Annotated in this window: 14 protein-coding genes; 6 read left to right on the top strand and 8 right to left on the bottom strand. The window is 66.7% G+C overall.

Going from position 1 to position 16845, the window contains the following annotated elements; genetic code table 11:
* The first annotated feature begins 325 nt into the window (after positions 1-325).
* Positions 326-1546, top strand: a complete 1221-nt coding sequence (gene thrS / locus U5798_RS15695) for a threonine--tRNA ligase (protein WP_322082597.1) — start codon at positions 326-328, stop codon at positions 1544-1546.
* 78 nt (positions 1547-1624) lie between these two features.
* Here the strand turns inward: thrS and U5798_RS15690 are convergent, their stop codons facing one another.
* Genes U5798_RS15690 through U5798_RS15680 form a run of 3 tightly spaced genes read right to left on the bottom strand, consistent with a single transcriptional unit; the run spans position 1625 to position 4089 of the window.
* Entirely contained in the window at positions 1625-2353 is a 729-nt protein-coding gene (locus tag U5798_RS15690) for a polysaccharide deacetylase family protein (RefSeq protein WP_322082596.1), read from the bottom strand.
* A gap of 24 nt (positions 2354-2377) precedes the next feature.
* A complete protein-coding gene (locus tag U5798_RS15685) occupies positions 2378-2938 on the bottom strand; it encodes a hypothetical protein (RefSeq protein ID WP_124454474.1) in 561 nt (186 codons plus the stop codon).
* A gap of 5 nt (positions 2939-2943) precedes the next feature.
* Positions 2944-4089, bottom strand: coding sequence for a glycosyltransferase (locus tag U5798_RS15680; RefSeq protein WP_322082633.1), 1146 nt, complete (start codon positions 4087-4089; stop codon positions 2944-2946).
* A gap of 548 nt (positions 4090-4637) precedes the next feature.
* Here U5798_RS15680 and U5798_RS15675 point away from each other — a divergent pair.
* The 3 genes from U5798_RS15675 (at position 4638) to U5798_RS15665 (ending at position 9443) form a co-directional block, all read left to right on the top strand.
* Complete coding sequence (locus U5798_RS15675) at positions 4638-5936, top strand: dicarboxylate/amino acid:cation symporter (RefSeq protein ID WP_124454223.1); 1299 nt, start codon at positions 4638-4640, stop codon at positions 5934-5936.
* Between the two features lie 466 nt (positions 5937-6402).
* Positions 6403-8337 carry an SMP-30/gluconolactonase/LRE family protein gene (locus U5798_RS15670; RefSeq protein ID WP_322082595.1) on the top strand — a complete coding sequence of 645 codons (1935 nt, stop codon included), beginning with the start codon at positions 6403-6405 and terminating at the stop codon, positions 8335-8337.
* Positions 8338-8612: 275 nt separating this feature from the next.
* Positions 8613-9443: a peptidyl-prolyl cis-trans isomerase gene (locus U5798_RS15665; RefSeq protein WP_322082594.1), complete on the top strand. Its 831-nt coding sequence runs from the start codon at positions 8613-8615 to the stop codon at positions 9441-9443.
* A 31-nt stretch (positions 9444-9474) separates the two neighbouring features.
* Here U5798_RS15665 and U5798_RS15660 read toward each other — a convergent pair whose 3' ends face one another.
* Entirely contained in the window at positions 9475-9912 is a 438-nt protein-coding gene (locus tag U5798_RS15660) for a GNAT family N-acetyltransferase (protein WP_322082593.1), read from the bottom strand.
* A gap of 42 nt (positions 9913-9954) precedes the next feature.
* A complete protein-coding gene (locus U5798_RS15655) occupies positions 9955-10908 on the bottom strand; it encodes a hypothetical protein (protein WP_322082592.1) in 954 nt (317 codons plus the stop codon).
* Positions 10909-11209: 301 nt separating this feature from the next.
* Between U5798_RS15655 and U5798_RS15650 the strand changes: the two genes are divergently transcribed.
* A complete protein-coding gene (locus tag U5798_RS15650) occupies positions 11210-12502 on the top strand; it encodes an MASE1 domain-containing protein (protein WP_322082591.1) in 1293 nt (430 codons plus the stop codon).
* 13 nt (positions 12503-12515) lie between these two features.
* Complete coding sequence (locus U5798_RS15645) at positions 12516-13331, top strand: alpha/beta hydrolase (protein ID WP_322082590.1); 816 nt, start codon at positions 12516-12518, stop codon at positions 13329-13331.
* A 7-nt stretch (positions 13332-13338) separates the two neighbouring features.
* Here U5798_RS15645 and U5798_RS15640 read toward each other — a convergent pair whose 3' ends face one another.
* The 3 genes from U5798_RS15640 to U5798_RS15630 all read right to left on the bottom strand — a co-directional run bounded on the left by U5798_RS15640 (position 13339) and on the right by U5798_RS15630 (position 16842).
* Positions 13339-14361 carry a MerR family transcriptional regulator gene (locus U5798_RS15640; protein ID WP_322082589.1) on the bottom strand — a complete coding sequence of 341 codons (1023 nt, stop codon included), beginning with the start codon at positions 14359-14361 and terminating at the stop codon, positions 13339-13341.
* Positions 14362-14443: 82 nt separating this feature from the next.
* A complete protein-coding gene (gene xylB / locus U5798_RS15635) occupies positions 14444-15910 on the bottom strand; it encodes a xylulokinase (RefSeq protein ID WP_322082588.1) in 1467 nt (488 codons plus the stop codon).
* Complete coding sequence (locus U5798_RS15630) at positions 15907-16842, bottom strand: AraC family transcriptional regulator (protein ID WP_124454242.1); 936 nt, start codon at positions 16840-16842, stop codon at positions 15907-15909. Before U5798_RS15630 ends, xylB begins: the two co-directional genes overlap by 4 nt.
* Positions 16843-16845: the final 3 nt, after the last annotated feature.

Raw genomic sequence — 16845 nt, 5'->3', positions numbered from 1 at the left:
GCGCATGCACCGGCGACGATGCGCGCTACCGGGACGCCGCCACCCGCGCCTCCCAACACTTGAACCCGAGCCTCACGGCCCCGCCCGCGACGTATCGCGATTCGAACCGATGATTGACAGCTCGCACGAGGTTGACTAGATTCACCCCATGAACGCACGTTTCGTCACGACCACCACGACCACCACCACGACCGCCAACGGCGGGCCGGGGGGAGGTTGCACGTCGTAGGCCAGTGCGTCACATCATCCCCAGGAGCCCCGCCGGAAACGGACGGGGCTTTTTTCATGCTCCGTTCGACCAGCACCCACGTCAACGGAGATCGTGATGGAAGAGTTCGACCATCGAGTGCTTGGCAGCAGACTCGATCTGTTTCACCAGCAGGATGAAAGCCCGGGCGCCATTTTCTGGCACCCGCGCGGCATGGTCCTATACCGGGTCGTCGAGGAATACATTCGCGTCCGGATGCGGCAAGCCGGCTTCGCCGAAGTCAGGACACCTCAAATTGTGTCGCGCGACCTGTGGGAGCAGAGCGGTCATTGGGAGAAGTTCGGGCGGAACATGTTTTCGCTCGAGAGCGACAGCAAGCCGTACTGCCTGAAGCCGATGAGCTGTCCGGGCCATGTACAGCTCTTCAGGAAAGGCGTTCGTTCGTATCGCGAGCTGCCGGTCCGCTACGCGGAATTCGGCGCGGTGCACCGTGCGGAGCCGTCGGGCGCGCTGCACGGGCTCATGCGTGCGCGCGCATTCACGCAGGACGATGCGCACGTGATGTGCATGCCCGATCAGGTCGAGGTCGAAGTCGCGCGATTCTGCGTGCTGCTGAAGACGATCTACGCGGATTTCGGGTTCGACGGATTCGATGTGGCGCTGTCGACGAGGCCAGCGGTTCGCGCGGGCGACGATGCGGTGTGGGATCGCGCGGAAGCGATGCTGGCGTCCGCCGCGCGCGCGGCAGGGCTGGATTTCGCGCTGCTGCCGGGAGAAGGGGCGTTCTACGGCCCCAAACTCGAGTTTCATCTGCTCGACCGCCAGGGGCGGAAGTGGCAGTGCGGGACGATCCAGCTCGACTTCGTGTTGCCGGAGCGGCTCGGCGCAACCTATGTTGCGGAGGACGGCGCACGCGCGACGCCCGTCATGCTGCATCACGCGGTGCTCGGGAGCCTCGAACGGTTCATCGGCATCCTGCTCGAGCATTACGAGGGCTGGTTGCCGACGTGGCTGGCGCCCGACCAGGTCGTCGTCGCGAACATCGGAGAAGGCGATCGCGCGTTTGCCGACGACACGGCGTTCGCTTTCGAAGCGGTCGGCTGCAGGGTGTTGCGGGACTTTCGTTCCGAGCGCCTGCCGCGCAAGATCTTCGATGCGCGGGAACTGGCCGCGCCGATCGTCGCGGTGGCCGGACGGAAGGAGGCGCTGGCGGGCGAGGTGTCGCTGCGGATGAGGGACGGGGAGCAGCACGTGCTGTCGATCGACGCCGCGCTCGCGTACTTGAAGCAGCAGGCACATGCGCCATCGGCGACGCACGTGTTTCGCTCGCGGGTTTGATCCGGCGGCAGGCTCGTCCGTGTGAGCGTTCCGCATGGACGGGCCGCATATCGATGCGGGGCCGGCGAAGGTGCCGTGCTACCCGCATGCCCGCGCCTTCAAACACTTGAACCACAGCCTCACGGCCCCGACTCCGCCCGCGACCGGAATCCGCGGCAGCAGGAACGGATCGTCGGCCGCACCGGCGCACCCGCGCCGGGTCGTCGTCGCATTGCCGTAACCGGCAGCGATGACCTGATCGCGCACGCGCGCATCCAGATCGCCGTACGGATAGCAGAACGACTCGACGCAACGGCCGCTCAGCATTTCGAGTTTCCGCTTCGATTCGGTCAGCTGAAAGTCCGCTACGGGTGCCGACACATACGACAGCGCGACATGATCGAGCGTATGCGAGCCGATTTCGTGGCCGTGATCGCGCCACACGAGCATGTCCTTGCATGTCATCAGCGGTGAGCGCGCGGTATCGGCTGCCGCATCCCAGTCGTTCTCGCCGCCGAAGCGGCCGGCGACGAAATAGCAGGTCGCGGTGAAGCCGAGTTCGTCCAGCACGGGCATCGCGTGGGTCAGTACGTTGAGAAAGCCGTCGTCGAACGAAATGCCGAAGACCTTCCCGCTACGCTCGCCGCGCAGATACGGCTGCAGCTCGCGCACGCTCAGCCCGCGGTAGCCGAGCCGCTTGAACAGCGTCATCTGGCGGCGGAACGCGTCGGGCGCGACGCTCAGGCTGCGCAGGCGGTCGGGCGGCGGCGGTAGCGGACGCACCTGGTGATACATCAGGATCGGATGGCGCGTGGCGGGCAGAAACATCGAAGGACCGTGAGAAAGCCGGGGTTACGCGGCCTTGCGGAAGATCCGCAGGGTCTTGAAGTCGCCGACCTCGACGAAATCGGCGTTCGCCGCCCATTGCGCGATGATCGGCTCGGCCTTCCGGTACGCCGACGAGCCCTTGTAGAACAGCAGGTGGCCGTTGGCTGCGGTATGGCGTGCGAACAGGTCGAGCACCTCTTCGTCGGTCTTCGCGCCATAGCGGCTGTTCGACTCGTCGCGGAACTCGCACAGATGGAACAGCGTGACGACGTCGAACGCCGGCAGCAGGCCCGAATTGCTCGTATAGATGTCGCCGAAATACGCGAGGTAGGTCTTGCTGACCTCCGGTTGCCGCGTGACGAGATCGACATACGACTTGTATTCCTTCGGCGACGCCGTCACGCCGAAGACGGTGTTGTTCAGGTGCGGCCGCGCGCATTCCACGCCGACGTGGTGATGACCGCCGGTGCCGAAGTGATAGATGCGCACGCCCCTGAGACGGACGGATTCCAGCCATTCGACGAAGTGCACATCGCACGGACATTCCTGTGTCCGCAAGTCCCAGTACTTCTTCCAGATATTCATGGCCATCAAACGGACCTCATGGATGTCACCCAACGGTAGGGGTTGTGTCGAATCGATTTCTGATAGACGGACAACGTCGCGTCGACGAAGGTGTCGAACGAGAACTCGCGCTTGCCTTTCAGCCGCGCGCTGCGGCCCATCGAACGGACGCAGCCGGGTTCGCGCACGATTGCGCGCAGGATGGCTTCGATCGCTTCGGGCTCGCGCGGCGGAACGACCCAGCCGTCCACGCCCGGCTCGACGTTCTCGGGCAGCCCGCCCACGCGCGTGACGATCGCGGGGCAGCCGAGCGACATCGCTTCGCGGCACGCGTACGACAGACTCTCGTGGTACGACAGCACGAACGACACGTCGATGATCGAGAACGGCGCCCGTACGTCGTCGAGGCGCCCGGTGAACGCAGTGCGCGACACCATGCCGTGCCGCGCAATCTGTTCGCGCTGCTCGCGGGACGGCTCCGCGCCGACCAGCAGCACGCGAAACCGCTCGCGCTCGCTTTCGGACAGGCGGCCCAGCGCCGCGATCAGGTCCATCCAGCCTTTCTCCGGCGCGGTGCCGGCGCTGCTGCCCAGCACGATCGCGTCTGCGCCGGACGGCCCGAACAGCGCGATCTTGCGGCGGCGGATTTCGTCGCCGGCCAGTCGTTCGGCGGCCGACCGGCGCACGCCGTGCTTCACGACCGTCACGTTTCCGTAGGGCGAGCGCAGCGCGAGCATGCTCGCGACATAGTCGCTGACCGCGATGGTGTGGTCGGTGGCGAGCCGCGCGCGCAGCAGGTTGCCGAAGCTGTCGGCGCGATAGGTGTTGTGCTTGGTGAGCACGACCGCGGGCCGGTATCGGCACCCGAGCAGCGCGAGCATCACCTGCCGGTGATCGGCGGACCCGTTCACATGGATGACATCGAAGCGCTCGGCGACGACCCGCCGGCGCAGCCGGACGATTTCCTGGCACAGCCGGTTCCAGCGCGGCTTGAATTCCATGTCGAAGATCGCCACGTCGGGGCTGTCCTTCAACAGGCGCGACAGGCGGCTTCCCTCCGGCGACGCGACGGTCACGCGGTGACGCCGGCTCATCGCGGCGGCGAGATCGCGAACGTAGGTATCCTGGCCGCCGCCGTAGTCGCCGTGGAAGTTGGTATACAGAATGTTCATCACGATGCCGCTTTTCCTCGATCATTCATCAAGAGGACTGCTTATGAAATGAATGGCTCAACCCGTCGGGAGCAATGACTCGGACACGGCGCCGCGTTGCCGGCCGCAATCGCGCATCGACGCCCGGGCGTGGCGTCAACGCGAATCATTTCCAAATATTACATATCGATTACGTATCGTAGTGTCGAGGTCTGCGCATCTTTGTGAGAATGTGTCGCGATCGCTGGACCGTGTGTTGCCGCCGGATCTGCTCCCAGCCGCCGCCCCCCGCTTCATCCGCAGCCGTCCCCACGCCTCCGGCCCCATAAATAGCGCGCCGGATCGCAACAAAACCCGCCCGTCTGACGACATCTGGACGCAAATCAAGCGCTGCCGCTTTCAGATTTGAAAGCATGGACGCCATTTGCGTTAGAATGCCCCCCCTGTACGCCGAGGCGACCGCCAAACGCGGACTTGCCGCCCGCGCGGCGACATGGGTTCCGATTCGCAGCCGGACGCGAATGATTTGCCAGCCGTTAGAAACATACGCTTTGTGATTTGGATTACTAATGAAGAAGAAGCACAACATTACCAAGTACATCGTCGTCGCGATGATGCTTGGTATCGCCGTGGGTTACGCATGTCATAGCGCGTTTCCCGACCCGAAAATGGCGAAGGAAGTCGCCGGTTACGTGTCGTTGCTGTCTGATGTATTCCTGCGATTGATCAAGATGATCATCGCGCCGCTGGTATTCGCGACGCTGACCGTCGGCATCGCGCAAATGGGTGACGGCAGTGCGGTGGGCCGCGTGGGCGTCAAGGCGTTCGGCTGGTTCTTCATCGCGTCGTTCACGTCGCTGCTGCTCGGTCTGCTGACCGCGACGATCCTGCAGCCGGGCAGCCACCTGAGCCTGCCGCTGCCGCCTTCCGATGCAGCCCTCAACCTGAAGACGGGCGCCTTCACGCTGAAGGACTTCGTGGTCCACCTGGTGCCGAAATCGATCGCCGAGGCGATGGCGAACAACGAAATCCTGCAGATCGTCGTGTTCTCGATCTTCTTCGGCACCGCGCTGTCCGCGCTCGGCGATGCAGGCAAGCGCCTGACCGGCGTGATCGAGGATCTCGCGCAGGTGATGCTGAAGGTGACGGGCGCGGTGATGTGGTTTGCGCCGATCGCGGTGTTCGCGGCGCTCGCGTCGACGATCACGACCGAAGGGCTCGGCATCCTGCTGACGTTCGCGAAGTTCATGGCGAGCTTCTACCTGGCGCTCGCGCTGCTGTGGGGCGTGCTGACGCTCGCCGGCGTGACGTTCCTCGGCAAGCGTGCGTTCACGCTGATCCGGCTGATTCGCGAGCCGTTCCTGCTGTCGTTCGCGACGGCGAGCTCGGAGGCCGCGTATCCGAAGCTGCTGGACGCGCTCGACCGCTTCGGCGTGAATCGCAAGATCTCGAGTTTCGTGCTGCCGATCGGTTACTCGTTCAACCTCGACGGCTCGATGATGTACTGCACGTTCGCGGTGCTGTTCATCGCGCAGGTGTACGGCATCCATCTGCCGCTCGGCACGCAGATCACGATGCTGCTGATGCTGATGGTGACGTCGAAGGGGATGGCCGGCGTGCCGCGCGCGTCGCTGGTCGTGATCGCGGCGACGCTGAACCAGTTCAACATGCCGGAAGCCGGGCTGCTGCTGATCATGGGTGTCGACATGTTCCTCGACATGGGACGCTCGGCCACCAACGCGGTCGGCAACTCGATTGCGGCCGCGGTGGTCGCGAAGTGGGAAGGGCAGCTCGGTGATCCGCGCGACGACAACGAGTCGGACGGCGGCGTGGTGGCCGACGTGAAAGTACGGGAGACATCGGCATGATGCGCGGCAACGCGGCGACGCGTTGCCTCTGCCGTAGTCGATGACGATCGCCGGCCTGGATTCGCTACGGATCCAGGCCGGCGATTTGTCTTGTGCAGTGACTTTTCCTCTCATTCGGCGGCTTTTTCCGATTTCCCGGTAAAAGCGTGTGCCGTTTCGATCTGTCGTCGCGGGACAAGCGGCGATATTCCCGCAGGCGAGCGCCTGATTTTCTCCATTCCCGTTCCGGTGCGTAAGTGAACATTCACTGTCGCGCAGTCGCGCTTGCCGCAAGCGTGAGCGGGTCGCAATTTTTTTCGATTTATATGACGTTATTCTCGCCCTGCTCATTATCGAAGGCATGCCGTACGTAATACCGACTGCGCCAGATGATTCAGGGGAAGAATTTACGCAATTGCGAATTTCAAGCCCTCTGGCCGGCCGGTCCCTCATGTGAATGTCTGCATCATTCAGGAGAGCATCCGTCATGGTCGCCGGAAAACGAATCCAGGCTGCGCTTGTCGCCGCAGCGATCGCCGCGCTTGCGCCGCCCGCGCACGCCGGCAATACCACCGACTGGCTGGCGAACACGTACGGCACGCTCGAGGCGCACGTCGGCAACGTCGCACGTGCGATGTGGGTCGCGCCCGAAGGCGTGATCTACACGGCGTCGATGTGGGACGAGGATGAAGGCGGCGTCGCGATCTACCAGAACGGCAAGAGCGTCGGCTCGATCGGCACGCATTCGGAATTCCAGGGCAGCGCGATCACCGGCAACGCAACCTCGCTGTTCGTCGCGCTGCAGCCCGGCAAGACGTACGGCAGCGGCGCGGTGGGGCGCTACAACCGCGCGACGAAGTACCGCGACCGCGTGATCCAGATCAGCGCGGCAACCAACCAGCCGCGCATCGACGTCGTCACCGGGCTCGCGACGGCCGGTTCGCTGCTCTACGCCAGCGACTTCTACGGCAATCGCGTGCGCGTATTCACCACCGACGGCGTGTGGCAGCGCGACATCAACGTGTCGGCGCCGGGCGCGCTCGCGGTGGACGGTGCGGGCAACGTGTGGGTCGCGCAGAAGAGCGCGGGCGCGATCGTCGGCTTCAGCCCGGCGGGCGCGCTGCTGAACACGATCCGGATGCCGGCCGGCTCGCAGCCATCGGCGCTGTATTTCGATGCGGCGGCCGCGCAGCTGCTGGTGGGCGACGAAGGTCCCGACCAGAACATCAAGCGCTATACGGTGGCGGGCCGGCCGGCACTGGCGGGCACGTTCGGCGTGCGCGGCGGCTATCTCGACACGACGACGGGCATCAAGGGGCAGGTCGGCGCGCAGCGCTTCACGCGCATCGCCGGGATCGGCAAGGACACCGGCGGCAACCTTTACGTGCTCAACAATCCATGGGGCGGCAGCTGGGATCTCGGCCGCAACGGCGCGACCGACATTCATGCGTACAGCAGCACCGGAAGCCTGCGCTATACGCTGCAGTCGCTGAACTTCGAAGGCATCGCCGCGCCGGACCCGGTCACGGACGGCGCGCTGTTCTATGGCGGCACACACGTGTACAGCGGCACCGCGGGCGGCAAGTTCGTCGCGAACACCGTCGACCCGTTCGCGTATCCGGCGGACCCGCGCATCAACATGAGCGATACGCAGCGCGACGAACACTTCGGGCTGCTCACGTCGGTGGGCGCGAACCGGATCCTCGTCGCGGCCGGCCAGAATCCGCCGGTGTTCTACTTCTTCCATTTCAACGCGGCGAACGGCTATATCGCGATTCCGGACGGCTCGATTCCGGGCGCCGCGTTCAACACGACGCAGCGCGTGACGAGCGGCTTCAGCCTCGACAGCAAGGGCGGCGTGTGGGCCGGCCTCGACAAGACCGGCGCGATCACACATTACCCGCTGACCGGCTTCGACGCGAACGGCAAGCCGTCGTGGGGGCCGGGCGTCGCGACGCGCATTCCGGCCAGCATCCTGCCGCTGACGCGCATCGTCTATCTCGCGGATAGCGACACGATGGTGCTCGCGCAGGGGGCCGTCGGCAGCAACGACTGGACGTCGATCGGCACGCGCATCGAGGTGTATCACGGCTGGAGCGCAGGCAACACGACGAAGCCCGATCCGGTGATCACGCTGCCGCACAGCGGCGCGAAATCGATCGACGCGGTCGGCAACCATCTGTTCGTCGGCTACTGGTTCAGCAGCAGCGGGCCGCTGTGGCCGAACGTCGACGCGTTCAACCTCACCACCGGCAACCTGGATACCACGCTGGTCAATGCGAGCCCCGCGACCGTCGATACCAGCAGCGCGATCGACGCGATGTACAGCATCCGCGCGTATCGCCGGTCGAACGGCGAGTACGTGGTGATGAAGAACAACGTGAAGGGCAACAGCATCACCGTGTACCGCTGGACGCCTTGAGCGGCTGAACGTGCGGCCGCTTCGGGCAGCGGCCGCACTCGCGAAGTGAGGAACGCAATCGGCGCGTTTTCGCGGGATTGCCGCACAACACGAATGCAATGAACGGCGCGCACACTGTGCGTCGTGCCGCGTTGCGCGGCGCTTCCCAACCTCCCGACGCGGAAATGCGGTTCCGTGCACAATGGCAGCGGCACATGCGGACGCTGCGTGTGCGTGCACGATGAACCGGCGCGGCCGTCCCTGCCGTGCTTCTTACGCTCGAAGCGACGAAAACGATGAAGATGAAGACGACACCGAACCGCCTGTTGCTGATTGCCGCGCTGGCCGGCGCATTGAGCGGTGCTGTTCACGCGCAGACGGCAGCGACCGTGGCGACCGTCAACGGCACGCCGATCACGCAGGCCGACGTCGATACGCTGCTGCGCGCGTCCGGGCAGCCCGACTCGCCGGAGGTCCGGCAGGCGATCAAGAACCAGCTGATTACGCGCGTGCTGGTGCAGCAGGCGGCCGAAAAGGCGAATTACGGCGACAAGCCCGAGGTCAAGGCGGCGGTGCAGCAGGCGAAGGTGACGGCCGAGGTGCAGCTGTACCTGCGCGACAACGTGAAGCCCGAACCGGTGACCGACGAACAGGTGAAGGCGCGCTACGACGCACTCGTCGCGACGCTCGGCAAGAGCGAATACAAGCCGCGCGTGATCGTCGTCAAGGATCCGGTGACGGCCGCGACCGTGCTGAGCGAGCTGAAAGCGGGCAAGTCGTTCGACGGGCTCGCGCGGCAGTACAGCATGGCGCCGAGCCGCGACAGCGGCGGCGAACTGCCGTGGGTGAGCTTCAACACGCCGGCAGCGGAAGGCAAGACGGGCGGGTTGCCGCTGCCGGTCGCGCAGGCGCTCGAGAAGCTGTCGGTCGGCGCAGCGACGAAGGATTCGATTCCGGTCGACGGCGTGCGGGCGATCGTGAAGCTGGATGCGAAGCGGCCGACGCAGGTGCCGGGTTTCGAGGCCGCGAAGCCGGCGCTTCAGCAGCAGCTGCAGGCGATCGCGGTGGAAAAGGCGAGCGCGCAGATGATCGGCAATCTGCTGAAGGACGCGAAGATCGCGCAGTAATCGAGAAGCGACGGCGTCGCAACGGCGCGTGTCAGGCGCGCCAGATCATGCTTGCGCTCGTGTCGGTTTCCGACGCGAGCCGGAAGCCGAGCCGCTCGTAGAGCCGGCGCGCCGGGTTGCCGTGCAGCACGCTGAGCGAGACCGCCACGTGCTCGCGTGCAGCGTCGGTCAGCAACGCGTTCAGCACGGCCTCGCCGATGCCGCGGCCCTGGTGCCCGGGGAGGATCTGGATCTGGTGGACGTGCCATTCGCCTGCGGCGCGCGTCACCTTCAGCAGGCCGATGGCCTCGGCGCCTTCGCAGACGATCATCGCGTCGTCGAAGTGCGCGCGGATGCGCTGGTCGTGCGCGGCGTCGTCGGTCGGCGCGCCGACGCGCTGCAGGTGTTCGGTCATCGTCAGTCGACGGAGCGTCAACAGGAAGGGGAGATCTTCCCGAGACGCGGCACGCAGATGGGTCGCCGGTTTCATCAGTGATGAGAGGTTGCGTCGGGCGTGAGGCTGCGACGTGGATCACAGGCCCGGCAACTGAATCTGCAGGCCAGCCGCGCGATGTTCGAGGACATCCGTGACCTCATACTCGGTTTTTGCACCGTCCGAAGTTTGCCACTGCTGCACACGGACATTGCACAAGAGGAGGTCTCCCTTGCTGAAACTGATCTGGCTGTTGTTCACGCGCGACAGGAAGCCGGCATCGGTGATCGTCGCGTGAATCGTCGCCGTTCCGTCGTGCAGCCGCCACTTGTTGTCGTCCTTGAACGCGAGCGACACGATCGAGAACGCCATCTTGCGATGCTCATCGAGCAGGAGCGCATCGGTTGGCTCCGGCGCATGAAACCATGCCATCTCGTTGCGGGCGACCATCTCGTACACCTCGGTATCGGTGCCGACCGCAAAAATCTCGATGCCTTCGCGCGCGAGCGGCGCGAGCACTTGCGCGGTTGCACGGCGAACGCGGACGTTGCGTAGCAGCGTGAGCACGGGCAAGTCGATTTCGAGTTCGTCGCCGTCGACGTCCAGCACCGCGGTGCGGTCCTGCATCCGCACGTTCGTGATCTCGCGCCCGCGCAGCCATTTGAGGACGGCGAAAAGCCCCTTCCTCGCCTTGGGTGCGGCGATGCCGAGCGCGGTCAGGATCGTGATCGCATTGGCGAGCGCCGTGCCTTCGTTGCCGCTCAGCATGTCGCGCATGCGGCCGAGCAGCGAGGTCGCGAGCGTGAAGTCGATGCCGAAGCTGCCGGTCTTGAAGCTGCCGCGCACGTTGACCTGAGGCCGGACCTGATCGCCGCATAGTGCACGCGTCGACGCGTCGAGCAAATCGCCGAACGCCAGCAGCGCGGGCGCGAGTTCGCGCACGTCCATCTCGGACGATTCGAGCGCGGGCCCGTCGTACGTCACGCGAAATCGGCTCATCGCGTCGAAGGGGCCGATATCGGCCGGGCCGGTACTGTGTTCATGTGCGGTCATGTGGAATGCGGGTGTGAGACGTGGACGATACCCGAAACGAACGCTTTCGGATGCCTTTCATCGTAGGGGCGAATGGCCGACCTCGCGCGATTTTGGCCATCCGGACAAGACGGCATGCGGACGTGTCCCGATGGCGCCCGGCAAGCCACGAACTTTTCCGATACTTTCCCGGTCACACTCGCCAGCTTGACGGGAGGCGCCGGTGCCCCGAACGTGCTGCCGCCTTCCGGTATTCCGCCGTTCAGCTCGCCCGCCTATCATTCGCACATCGCACGCACGGCGTCATACACAGGGATTCTCGATGGACACCAAACGATCGCGGCCGGGGCTCGTCGCCGCGCTGCTCTGGGCGGCGCTGTATCTCGCAACCGGCTACATCTCGCACGAGTTCAACGGCCCCGTGCGGCTGACGGGCTACATCTGGCTGCCGGCCGGCGTCACGGTCGGCGCGTTCATGCTGCGGCCGGTGCGCGACTGGCTGACGCTGGCCGGCGCGTTCCTCGCCGGCCAGCTCGCGCTGACCGCGATCGAACACGGCAGCCTCGTCAACGCGCTGCTGTTCACGATCGACGAGGTCGGCGCGGCCGCGCTCGCGGTCTGGCTCGTGCAGCGCGTGCGCTTCTCGCTCGAAGGGCTGTATTTCCTGCGCTCGGTGATCCTCGCCGGGCTGATCGCGGGCGTCGTCGGCGCGATCGGCGGCGCGGCGTGGTACACGACGGTCAAGGGCGCGCCGTTCTTCGACGTGTGGTCGGTGTGGGCCGCGTCCGATTTCGTCGGCGTGCTGCTGGTCACGCCGGTGCTCGCGTCGTGGTCGCGCTTTCGCGCGCATCGCTCGGGCGACCACGAGCGCTTCGACCTGATGCTCGGCATCGTCGCGTTCGTGTTGCTCGCGCTCGTCGCGCTCGTGATCTTCGATGGCGACACGTCGCGGAAATTCGGCACGGGCGCCGGCTTCGCGCTCACCTACGTCCCGCTGTTCCTGACCGTCGCGGTGACGCTGCTGCTCGGCGGCCGCACGGGCTCGTCGTCGGTGCTGGTGCTCGCGCTGATCGTGATCGCGCAGACCGCGCAGGGCGACGGCCCGTTCTCGTCGTTCCACGAACACTACGGCAGTGCGCTGCTCGAGGCGCAGCTTTATCTGGCGGTCGCGTCGCTGCTGGTGCTGACGGTCAGCACGCTGAAGACGACGCGCGAACGCGTGCACGAGCATGCGGCCGTCCTGCAGAACAACATGGAGCTCGCGCTCGCGAGCGCCGGCCAGATTGCGTACGTGCTCGATCCGGAGTCGGGCCGGATCGACTGGAGCGGCGACGTCGAGCGCGTGTTCGGCGTCGGCGTCGATGCAGCGCAGATCGCGAGCGTGCCGCTCGTGCTCGAACGCGTGCAGCCGGGCGACCGCGAAGCGCTGAACGACTACTGGAACGCGGAGATCGCAGGCGAGGATCGCGCATCGCTGTCGCTGCGCATCGTGCTGCGCGACGGCGGTACGCAGACGATCACCGACCACGGCGCGCCGCTGCTCGATTCGAACGTCGACGTGACGGTGGTCGCCGGCGTCTGGCAGATCGAGCGCGTGTGGCCGGCGGACGAATGAGCGGGCACGTGTCATGACAGGCCGCACGTGCGTCCTGCTGATCCACGGGCTCGGCGGCACGCAATACGATCTCGGTTCGCTGCACAAGGCGATGCGGCGCGCGGGTGCCGACACGCACATGATCACGCTGCCCGGCCACGGCACGCGCCCCGAGGATCTGGTCGGCGTGCGCGCGGAGGCGTGGCTCGACGCGGTGACCGAACAGTATCGCGCGCTGGAGCGCGAGTACGACACGCTGCATGTCGCGGGCATGTGCATGGGCTCGCTCGTCGCGCTGCTGCTGTGCCACCGCGTGCAGCATGCGCGCGGCCGGCTCGCGTTGCTGGCCACGCCGGTGTTCATCGACGGTTGGGCTACGCCGTGGTACCGGTCGCTGCGGCACGTGCTGTACCGCGTGCCGGGTGTCGCCGAGCGAATGCGCGTGGAGGAGGGCGATCCGTTCGGCATCAAGAACGCGACGATCCGCGCGATCGTGAAGAAGAAGTTCGAGCGCCAGGACAGTTTCCACTATGCGTGGGTGCCGCTCGCGTGCGTGCGGCAGGTCGACCGGATGCGCGACTGGGCGCTCGACGCCGCGGCCGGCACGCCGTGCCCGACGCTCGTGCTGCATGCGCGCGAGGACGAACTGACGAGCCTGCGCTCGGCCGATTTCCTGCTGGAGAAGCTGCCCGACGCGCGCGGGATCGTGCTGGAGAACAGCTATCACATGATCTGCGCGGACAACGATCGCGACGACGTCGCGCGGCACGTGCTCGAGTTCTTCGGCTTCGATCCCGTGCATGCGGTGAGCCCGGCGATGGCCCGCAGGATGAAGCGGCAGGAATCCTGACGGCGGGCTACGCCGCCGCCGGCCGGCGGGCGAGCCGCTCGCGGATCTCCGGTGTCGCCAGGCACGTCGCCAGGGCTTCGAACCCGGGTGCGCCGGGGTAAGGCGCCACGCGCGCCGGCGGGCTGTGATTGGCCGGGCACAGCAGGAGCGTTTCGTCGGGGCCGACTGCCGCCAGGTCGAGGATCGCCGACGAGCGCGTGAGCAGGAACAGCGGGCGCATGCCGGCGGCCGCGCATTCACGCAGATGGGCGATCAAGGCCAGCTGCGTGGGCCGGTCGAGATCCTGTTCGATCATGTCGACGACCTGCGCGCGCGGGCCTTCCGCTTCGAGACTGGCGAGCAGCGCGACCAGCGCGGGCGACGGCGTTGCGCCTTTGTCGATGAGTGCGGTCAAGGTGCGGTCGACGCGCGACTTCAGCGCAGGATCGGCGCGCAAAGCTGCGCGTGCTGCCGCACAGTCGTCGTCCAGCCGGTCGAGTCCCACGAACACGGCGCCGGGCAGCGCGTCGGCCAGCCGAAGCGCCAGCCGCGTCTTGCCGCTCCCCAGCGAGCCGATGATGTAGTTCAGCGGCCGGATGTCGCGACACTCGAACCATTCGCCGCCCCACGGCCACGGCAGGTTGAACGCGACACCGGCGTCCGGCTCGTCGAGCAGCCGCGTCAGTTCGCCGTCGGCCGGCATCCGGCCGCGCGCGAGGCCGGCGCGGATCGCGTGCACGCGGTCGACCTTGCGCACGAGATCCTGAATGCCGTGGTCAAGCGCCGTTTTGTGAGCGGCCAGTGCGTCGTCGAGGCTGCGCGCGTCGCCGTCGAGTACGTTCGCCACCTGGGAGAGGCTGAGGCCGAGCTTGCGCAATGCCGCGATGTCGGCCGCGCGGGCGAGATCGTCCGGGCCGTACGCGCGGTATCCGGCCGGCGTACGCCCGGGCGTGACGAGGCCGTGCCGCTCGTACAGCCGCAGCGCCTTGATCGAGACGCCGAGCCGCGCGGCGGCCGCCGATGCGTTCAAACGGGGCGTGGACCTACCCATTCGTCACCTCTTCGCTGTCGATTCGTTGCGGTCAGCATAAAGGCGATCCCAAGGGCCGGGTCAAGCGCGATTGCGCGCTCGCTCAATCGGCCGCCGCGAATTCCTCCCGCAGCGCGCGATACAGCCGCCGATACCGCGCAAGCCGGCCGGCCAGCAGGTCGACCGACGCGGAATCGGGCGCGACCGTCTCCGTCACCGGCGGCGCGACGCAGACTTCCGCGAGCGAGTCGTCCGTCGCAGCCAGTCGCGCGAGCCGCGCGGCGCCGAGTGCCGCGCCGACCGCACCGTCCGCATGGCGCTGCATCGCGAGCCCGGTCGCGTTCGCGCACAGCCGCGCCCAGAACGCGCTCTTCGATCCGCCGCCGATGAACGACACCGCGTCGAGCGTGGTGCCGGCTGCGCACAGCGCGTCGTAGCCGTCCGCCATCGCGAACGCGACACCTTCCATGACCGCATACGCGAGGTCGTCGGCATCGTGTTCGTTCGACAGTCCGAAGAACACGCCGCGCGCATGCGCATCGTTGTGCGGCGTGCGTTCGCCGCCGAGATACGGCAGGAACAGCGGTGCGTGAGCCGGATCGGCGCGTTCAGCGCGCACGGCCAGCACGCCGGGCGTCGTGCCGTGCGCACGCGCGAGCCAGTCGAGGCTCGCGGCGGCCGACAGGATCACGCTCATCTGGTGCCAGCGCCCTTCGATGCAATGACAGAACGCGTGCACGGCGGCATCCGGATTCGGCGCGAAGCGGTCGTTGCCGGCGAACAGCACGCCCGACGTGCCGAGCGACAGGAAGCCGCTGCCGGCGCCCGTCACGCCCATGCCGATCGCGGACGCCGCGTTGTCGCCGGCGCCGCCGGCGATCGTCACGGGCCTCGCGATGCCCCATTCGCGCCGCAGCGTATCGCGCAGCTGCGCGGCGGGCGCATTGCCTTCGACGAGGCGCGGCATCTGCGCACGCGACAGCTCGGTCGCGGCGAGCATCCGGTCGGACCAGTCGCGGCGTGCGCAGTCGAGCCACAGCGTGCCCGACGCATCGGACAGGTCGGACACGAATTCGCCGGACAGGCGCCAGATCAGGTAGTCCTTCGGCAGCAGCACCTTGTGCACCGCGCGGAACACGGCCGGCTCGTATTTCGCGAGCCACAGCAGCTTCGGCGCGGTGAAACCGGGCATCGCCATGTTGCCGGTGATCGCGCGCGCTTCCGGCACCAGCGCCTCGAGCTCGACGCATTCGTTGCCGGCGCGCGTGTCGTTCCACAGGATCGCGGGGCGCAGCACCTGGTCCGCGCGGTCGATCAGCGTCGCGCCGTGCATCTGCCCGGACAGCGCGATGCCTTGCAACGCGGCGAAGCCGGCGGGATGTGCGGCGCGCACCGACGCGATCGCATCGAGCATCGCGTGCCACCATGCCTGCGGGCTCTGTTCGGACCAGTGCGGATGCGGGCGGCTGATCGACAGCGTGGCCGAGCCGGTCGCGAGGGGCACCGAGCGGGAATCGGTGAGGAGAACCTTGACCTCGGACGTGCCGAGATCGATGCCGAGAAATGTCACGTATGAAGCGTCCTGTCTGGGGCGCGCGGCGGCGCGCGTCGCGGGGGCGGCGCGTCGTCGCGGCCATGCGGTTCGTTGAGCCGGTGCAGCGCGCGGAACCTCGACGGCGGCACCTGCTTCATCGCGAGAAACTGACGGTTGAAGTTCGACAGGTTGTTGAAGCCAACCCGGTAGCAGATGTCGGTTACCGTCAGGTCGGAAAACATCAGCAGCTCGCAGGCTTCGTTGATGCGCAGCCGGTTCAGGTAGCGCACGAACGACGAGCCGGTGTGACGCCGGAAGAACCGCGTGAAGGTGCTGACGCTCATGCCGGCGAACGCGGCGACGTCGGTCTCGCGCAGCATGCCGGGCAGGTTCTGCTGCAGGTACGACAGCACCTGGTTGATGGTCGACGACATGTAGTGCTGCGCGTTGCTGCGGTAGCCGGGGCCCGCGAGCACGCGCCGCTCGCGGCACGACGACAGCCGGTCGAACAGCGACATCAGGATCTCGACGCGGCGGCAGCCGTGCGCGTTCGCGAGTTCGAGCATCAGCGGCGCGACTTCGATGCCCACGCGATCGGGAAACTGCACGCCGCGCGCCGCGTCGTCGATCAGGTCGATCACCGGCTGCAGCTCGCTGAACGCGCCGACCATCTTCTCGATCGCATCGCGCGAGAACTGCAGCACGACGTCGCGCGACGGCACGCGTTCGCCGTCGGCGAGCTCGCTGACCCAGTTGTGCGGCAGGTTCGGCCCCGTGACGATCAGGTTGCCGGGGCCGAAATCGCCGATATGGTCGCCGACGAACACCTTGCCGCGCGACGCCTGGATCAGATGAATCTCGTACTCGGGATGAAAGTGCCACTTCGCGACCGAATGCGGGTAGTCGTGAACCCACGCGCGGAACGACTCGTCGCGGTGGGTGGGAACGATCTCGAGATCCGGGTTCATCGT

This window comes from Burkholderia sp. BCC1972, assembly GCF_905339605.1.
Classification (GTDB): domain Bacteria; phylum Pseudomonadota; class Gammaproteobacteria; order Burkholderiales; family Burkholderiaceae; genus Burkholderia.
Note: the sequence above shows the minus strand (reverse complement) of the source record. Positions and strands in the feature narration are given on the sequence as shown.

Excerpts from the sequence above, each read along its gene's own strand:
- thrS (WP_322082597.1), top strand. The coding sequence starts at position 326 with ATGGAAGAGTTCGACCATCGAGTGCTTGGCAGCAGACTCGATCTGTTT.
- U5798_RS15690 (WP_322082596.1), bottom strand. The coding sequence starts at position 2,353 with ATGTTTCTGCCCGCCACGCGCCATCCGATCCTGATGTATCACCAGGTG.
- U5798_RS15685 (WP_124454474.1), bottom strand. The coding sequence starts at position 2,938 with ATGAATATCTGGAAGAAGTACTGGGACTTGCGGACACAGGAATGTCCG.
- U5798_RS15680 (WP_322082633.1), bottom strand. The coding sequence starts at position 4,089 with ATGAACATTCTGTATACCAACTTCCACGGCGACTACGGCGGCGGCCAG.
- U5798_RS15675 (WP_124454223.1), top strand. The coding sequence starts at position 4,638 with ATGAAGAAGAAGCACAACATTACCAAGTACATCGTCGTCGCGATGATG.
- U5798_RS15670 (WP_322082595.1), top strand. The coding sequence starts at position 6,403 with ATGGTCGCCGGAAAACGAATCCAGGCTGCGCTTGTCGCCGCAGCGATC.
- U5798_RS15665 (WP_322082594.1), top strand. The coding sequence starts at position 8,613 with ATGAAGATGAAGACGACACCGAACCGCCTGTTGCTGATTGCCGCGCTG.
- U5798_RS15660 (WP_322082593.1), bottom strand. The coding sequence starts at position 9,912 with ATGAAACCGGCGACCCATCTGCGTGCCGCGTCTCGGGAAGATCTCCCC.
- U5798_RS15655 (WP_322082592.1), bottom strand. The coding sequence starts at position 10,908 with ATGACCGCACATGAACACAGTACCGGCCCGGCCGATATCGGCCCCTTC.
- U5798_RS15650 (WP_322082591.1), top strand. The coding sequence starts at position 11,210 with ATGGACACCAAACGATCGCGGCCGGGGCTCGTCGCCGCGCTGCTCTGG.
- U5798_RS15645 (WP_322082590.1), top strand. The coding sequence starts at position 12,516 with ATGACAGGCCGCACGTGCGTCCTGCTGATCCACGGGCTCGGCGGCACG.
- U5798_RS15640 (WP_322082589.1), bottom strand. The coding sequence starts at position 14,361 with ATGGGTAGGTCCACGCCCCGTTTGAACGCATCGGCGGCCGCCGCGCGG.
- U5798_RS15630 (WP_124454242.1), bottom strand. The coding sequence starts at position 16,842 with ATGAACCCGGATCTCGAGATCGTTCCCACCCACCGCGACGAGTCGTTC.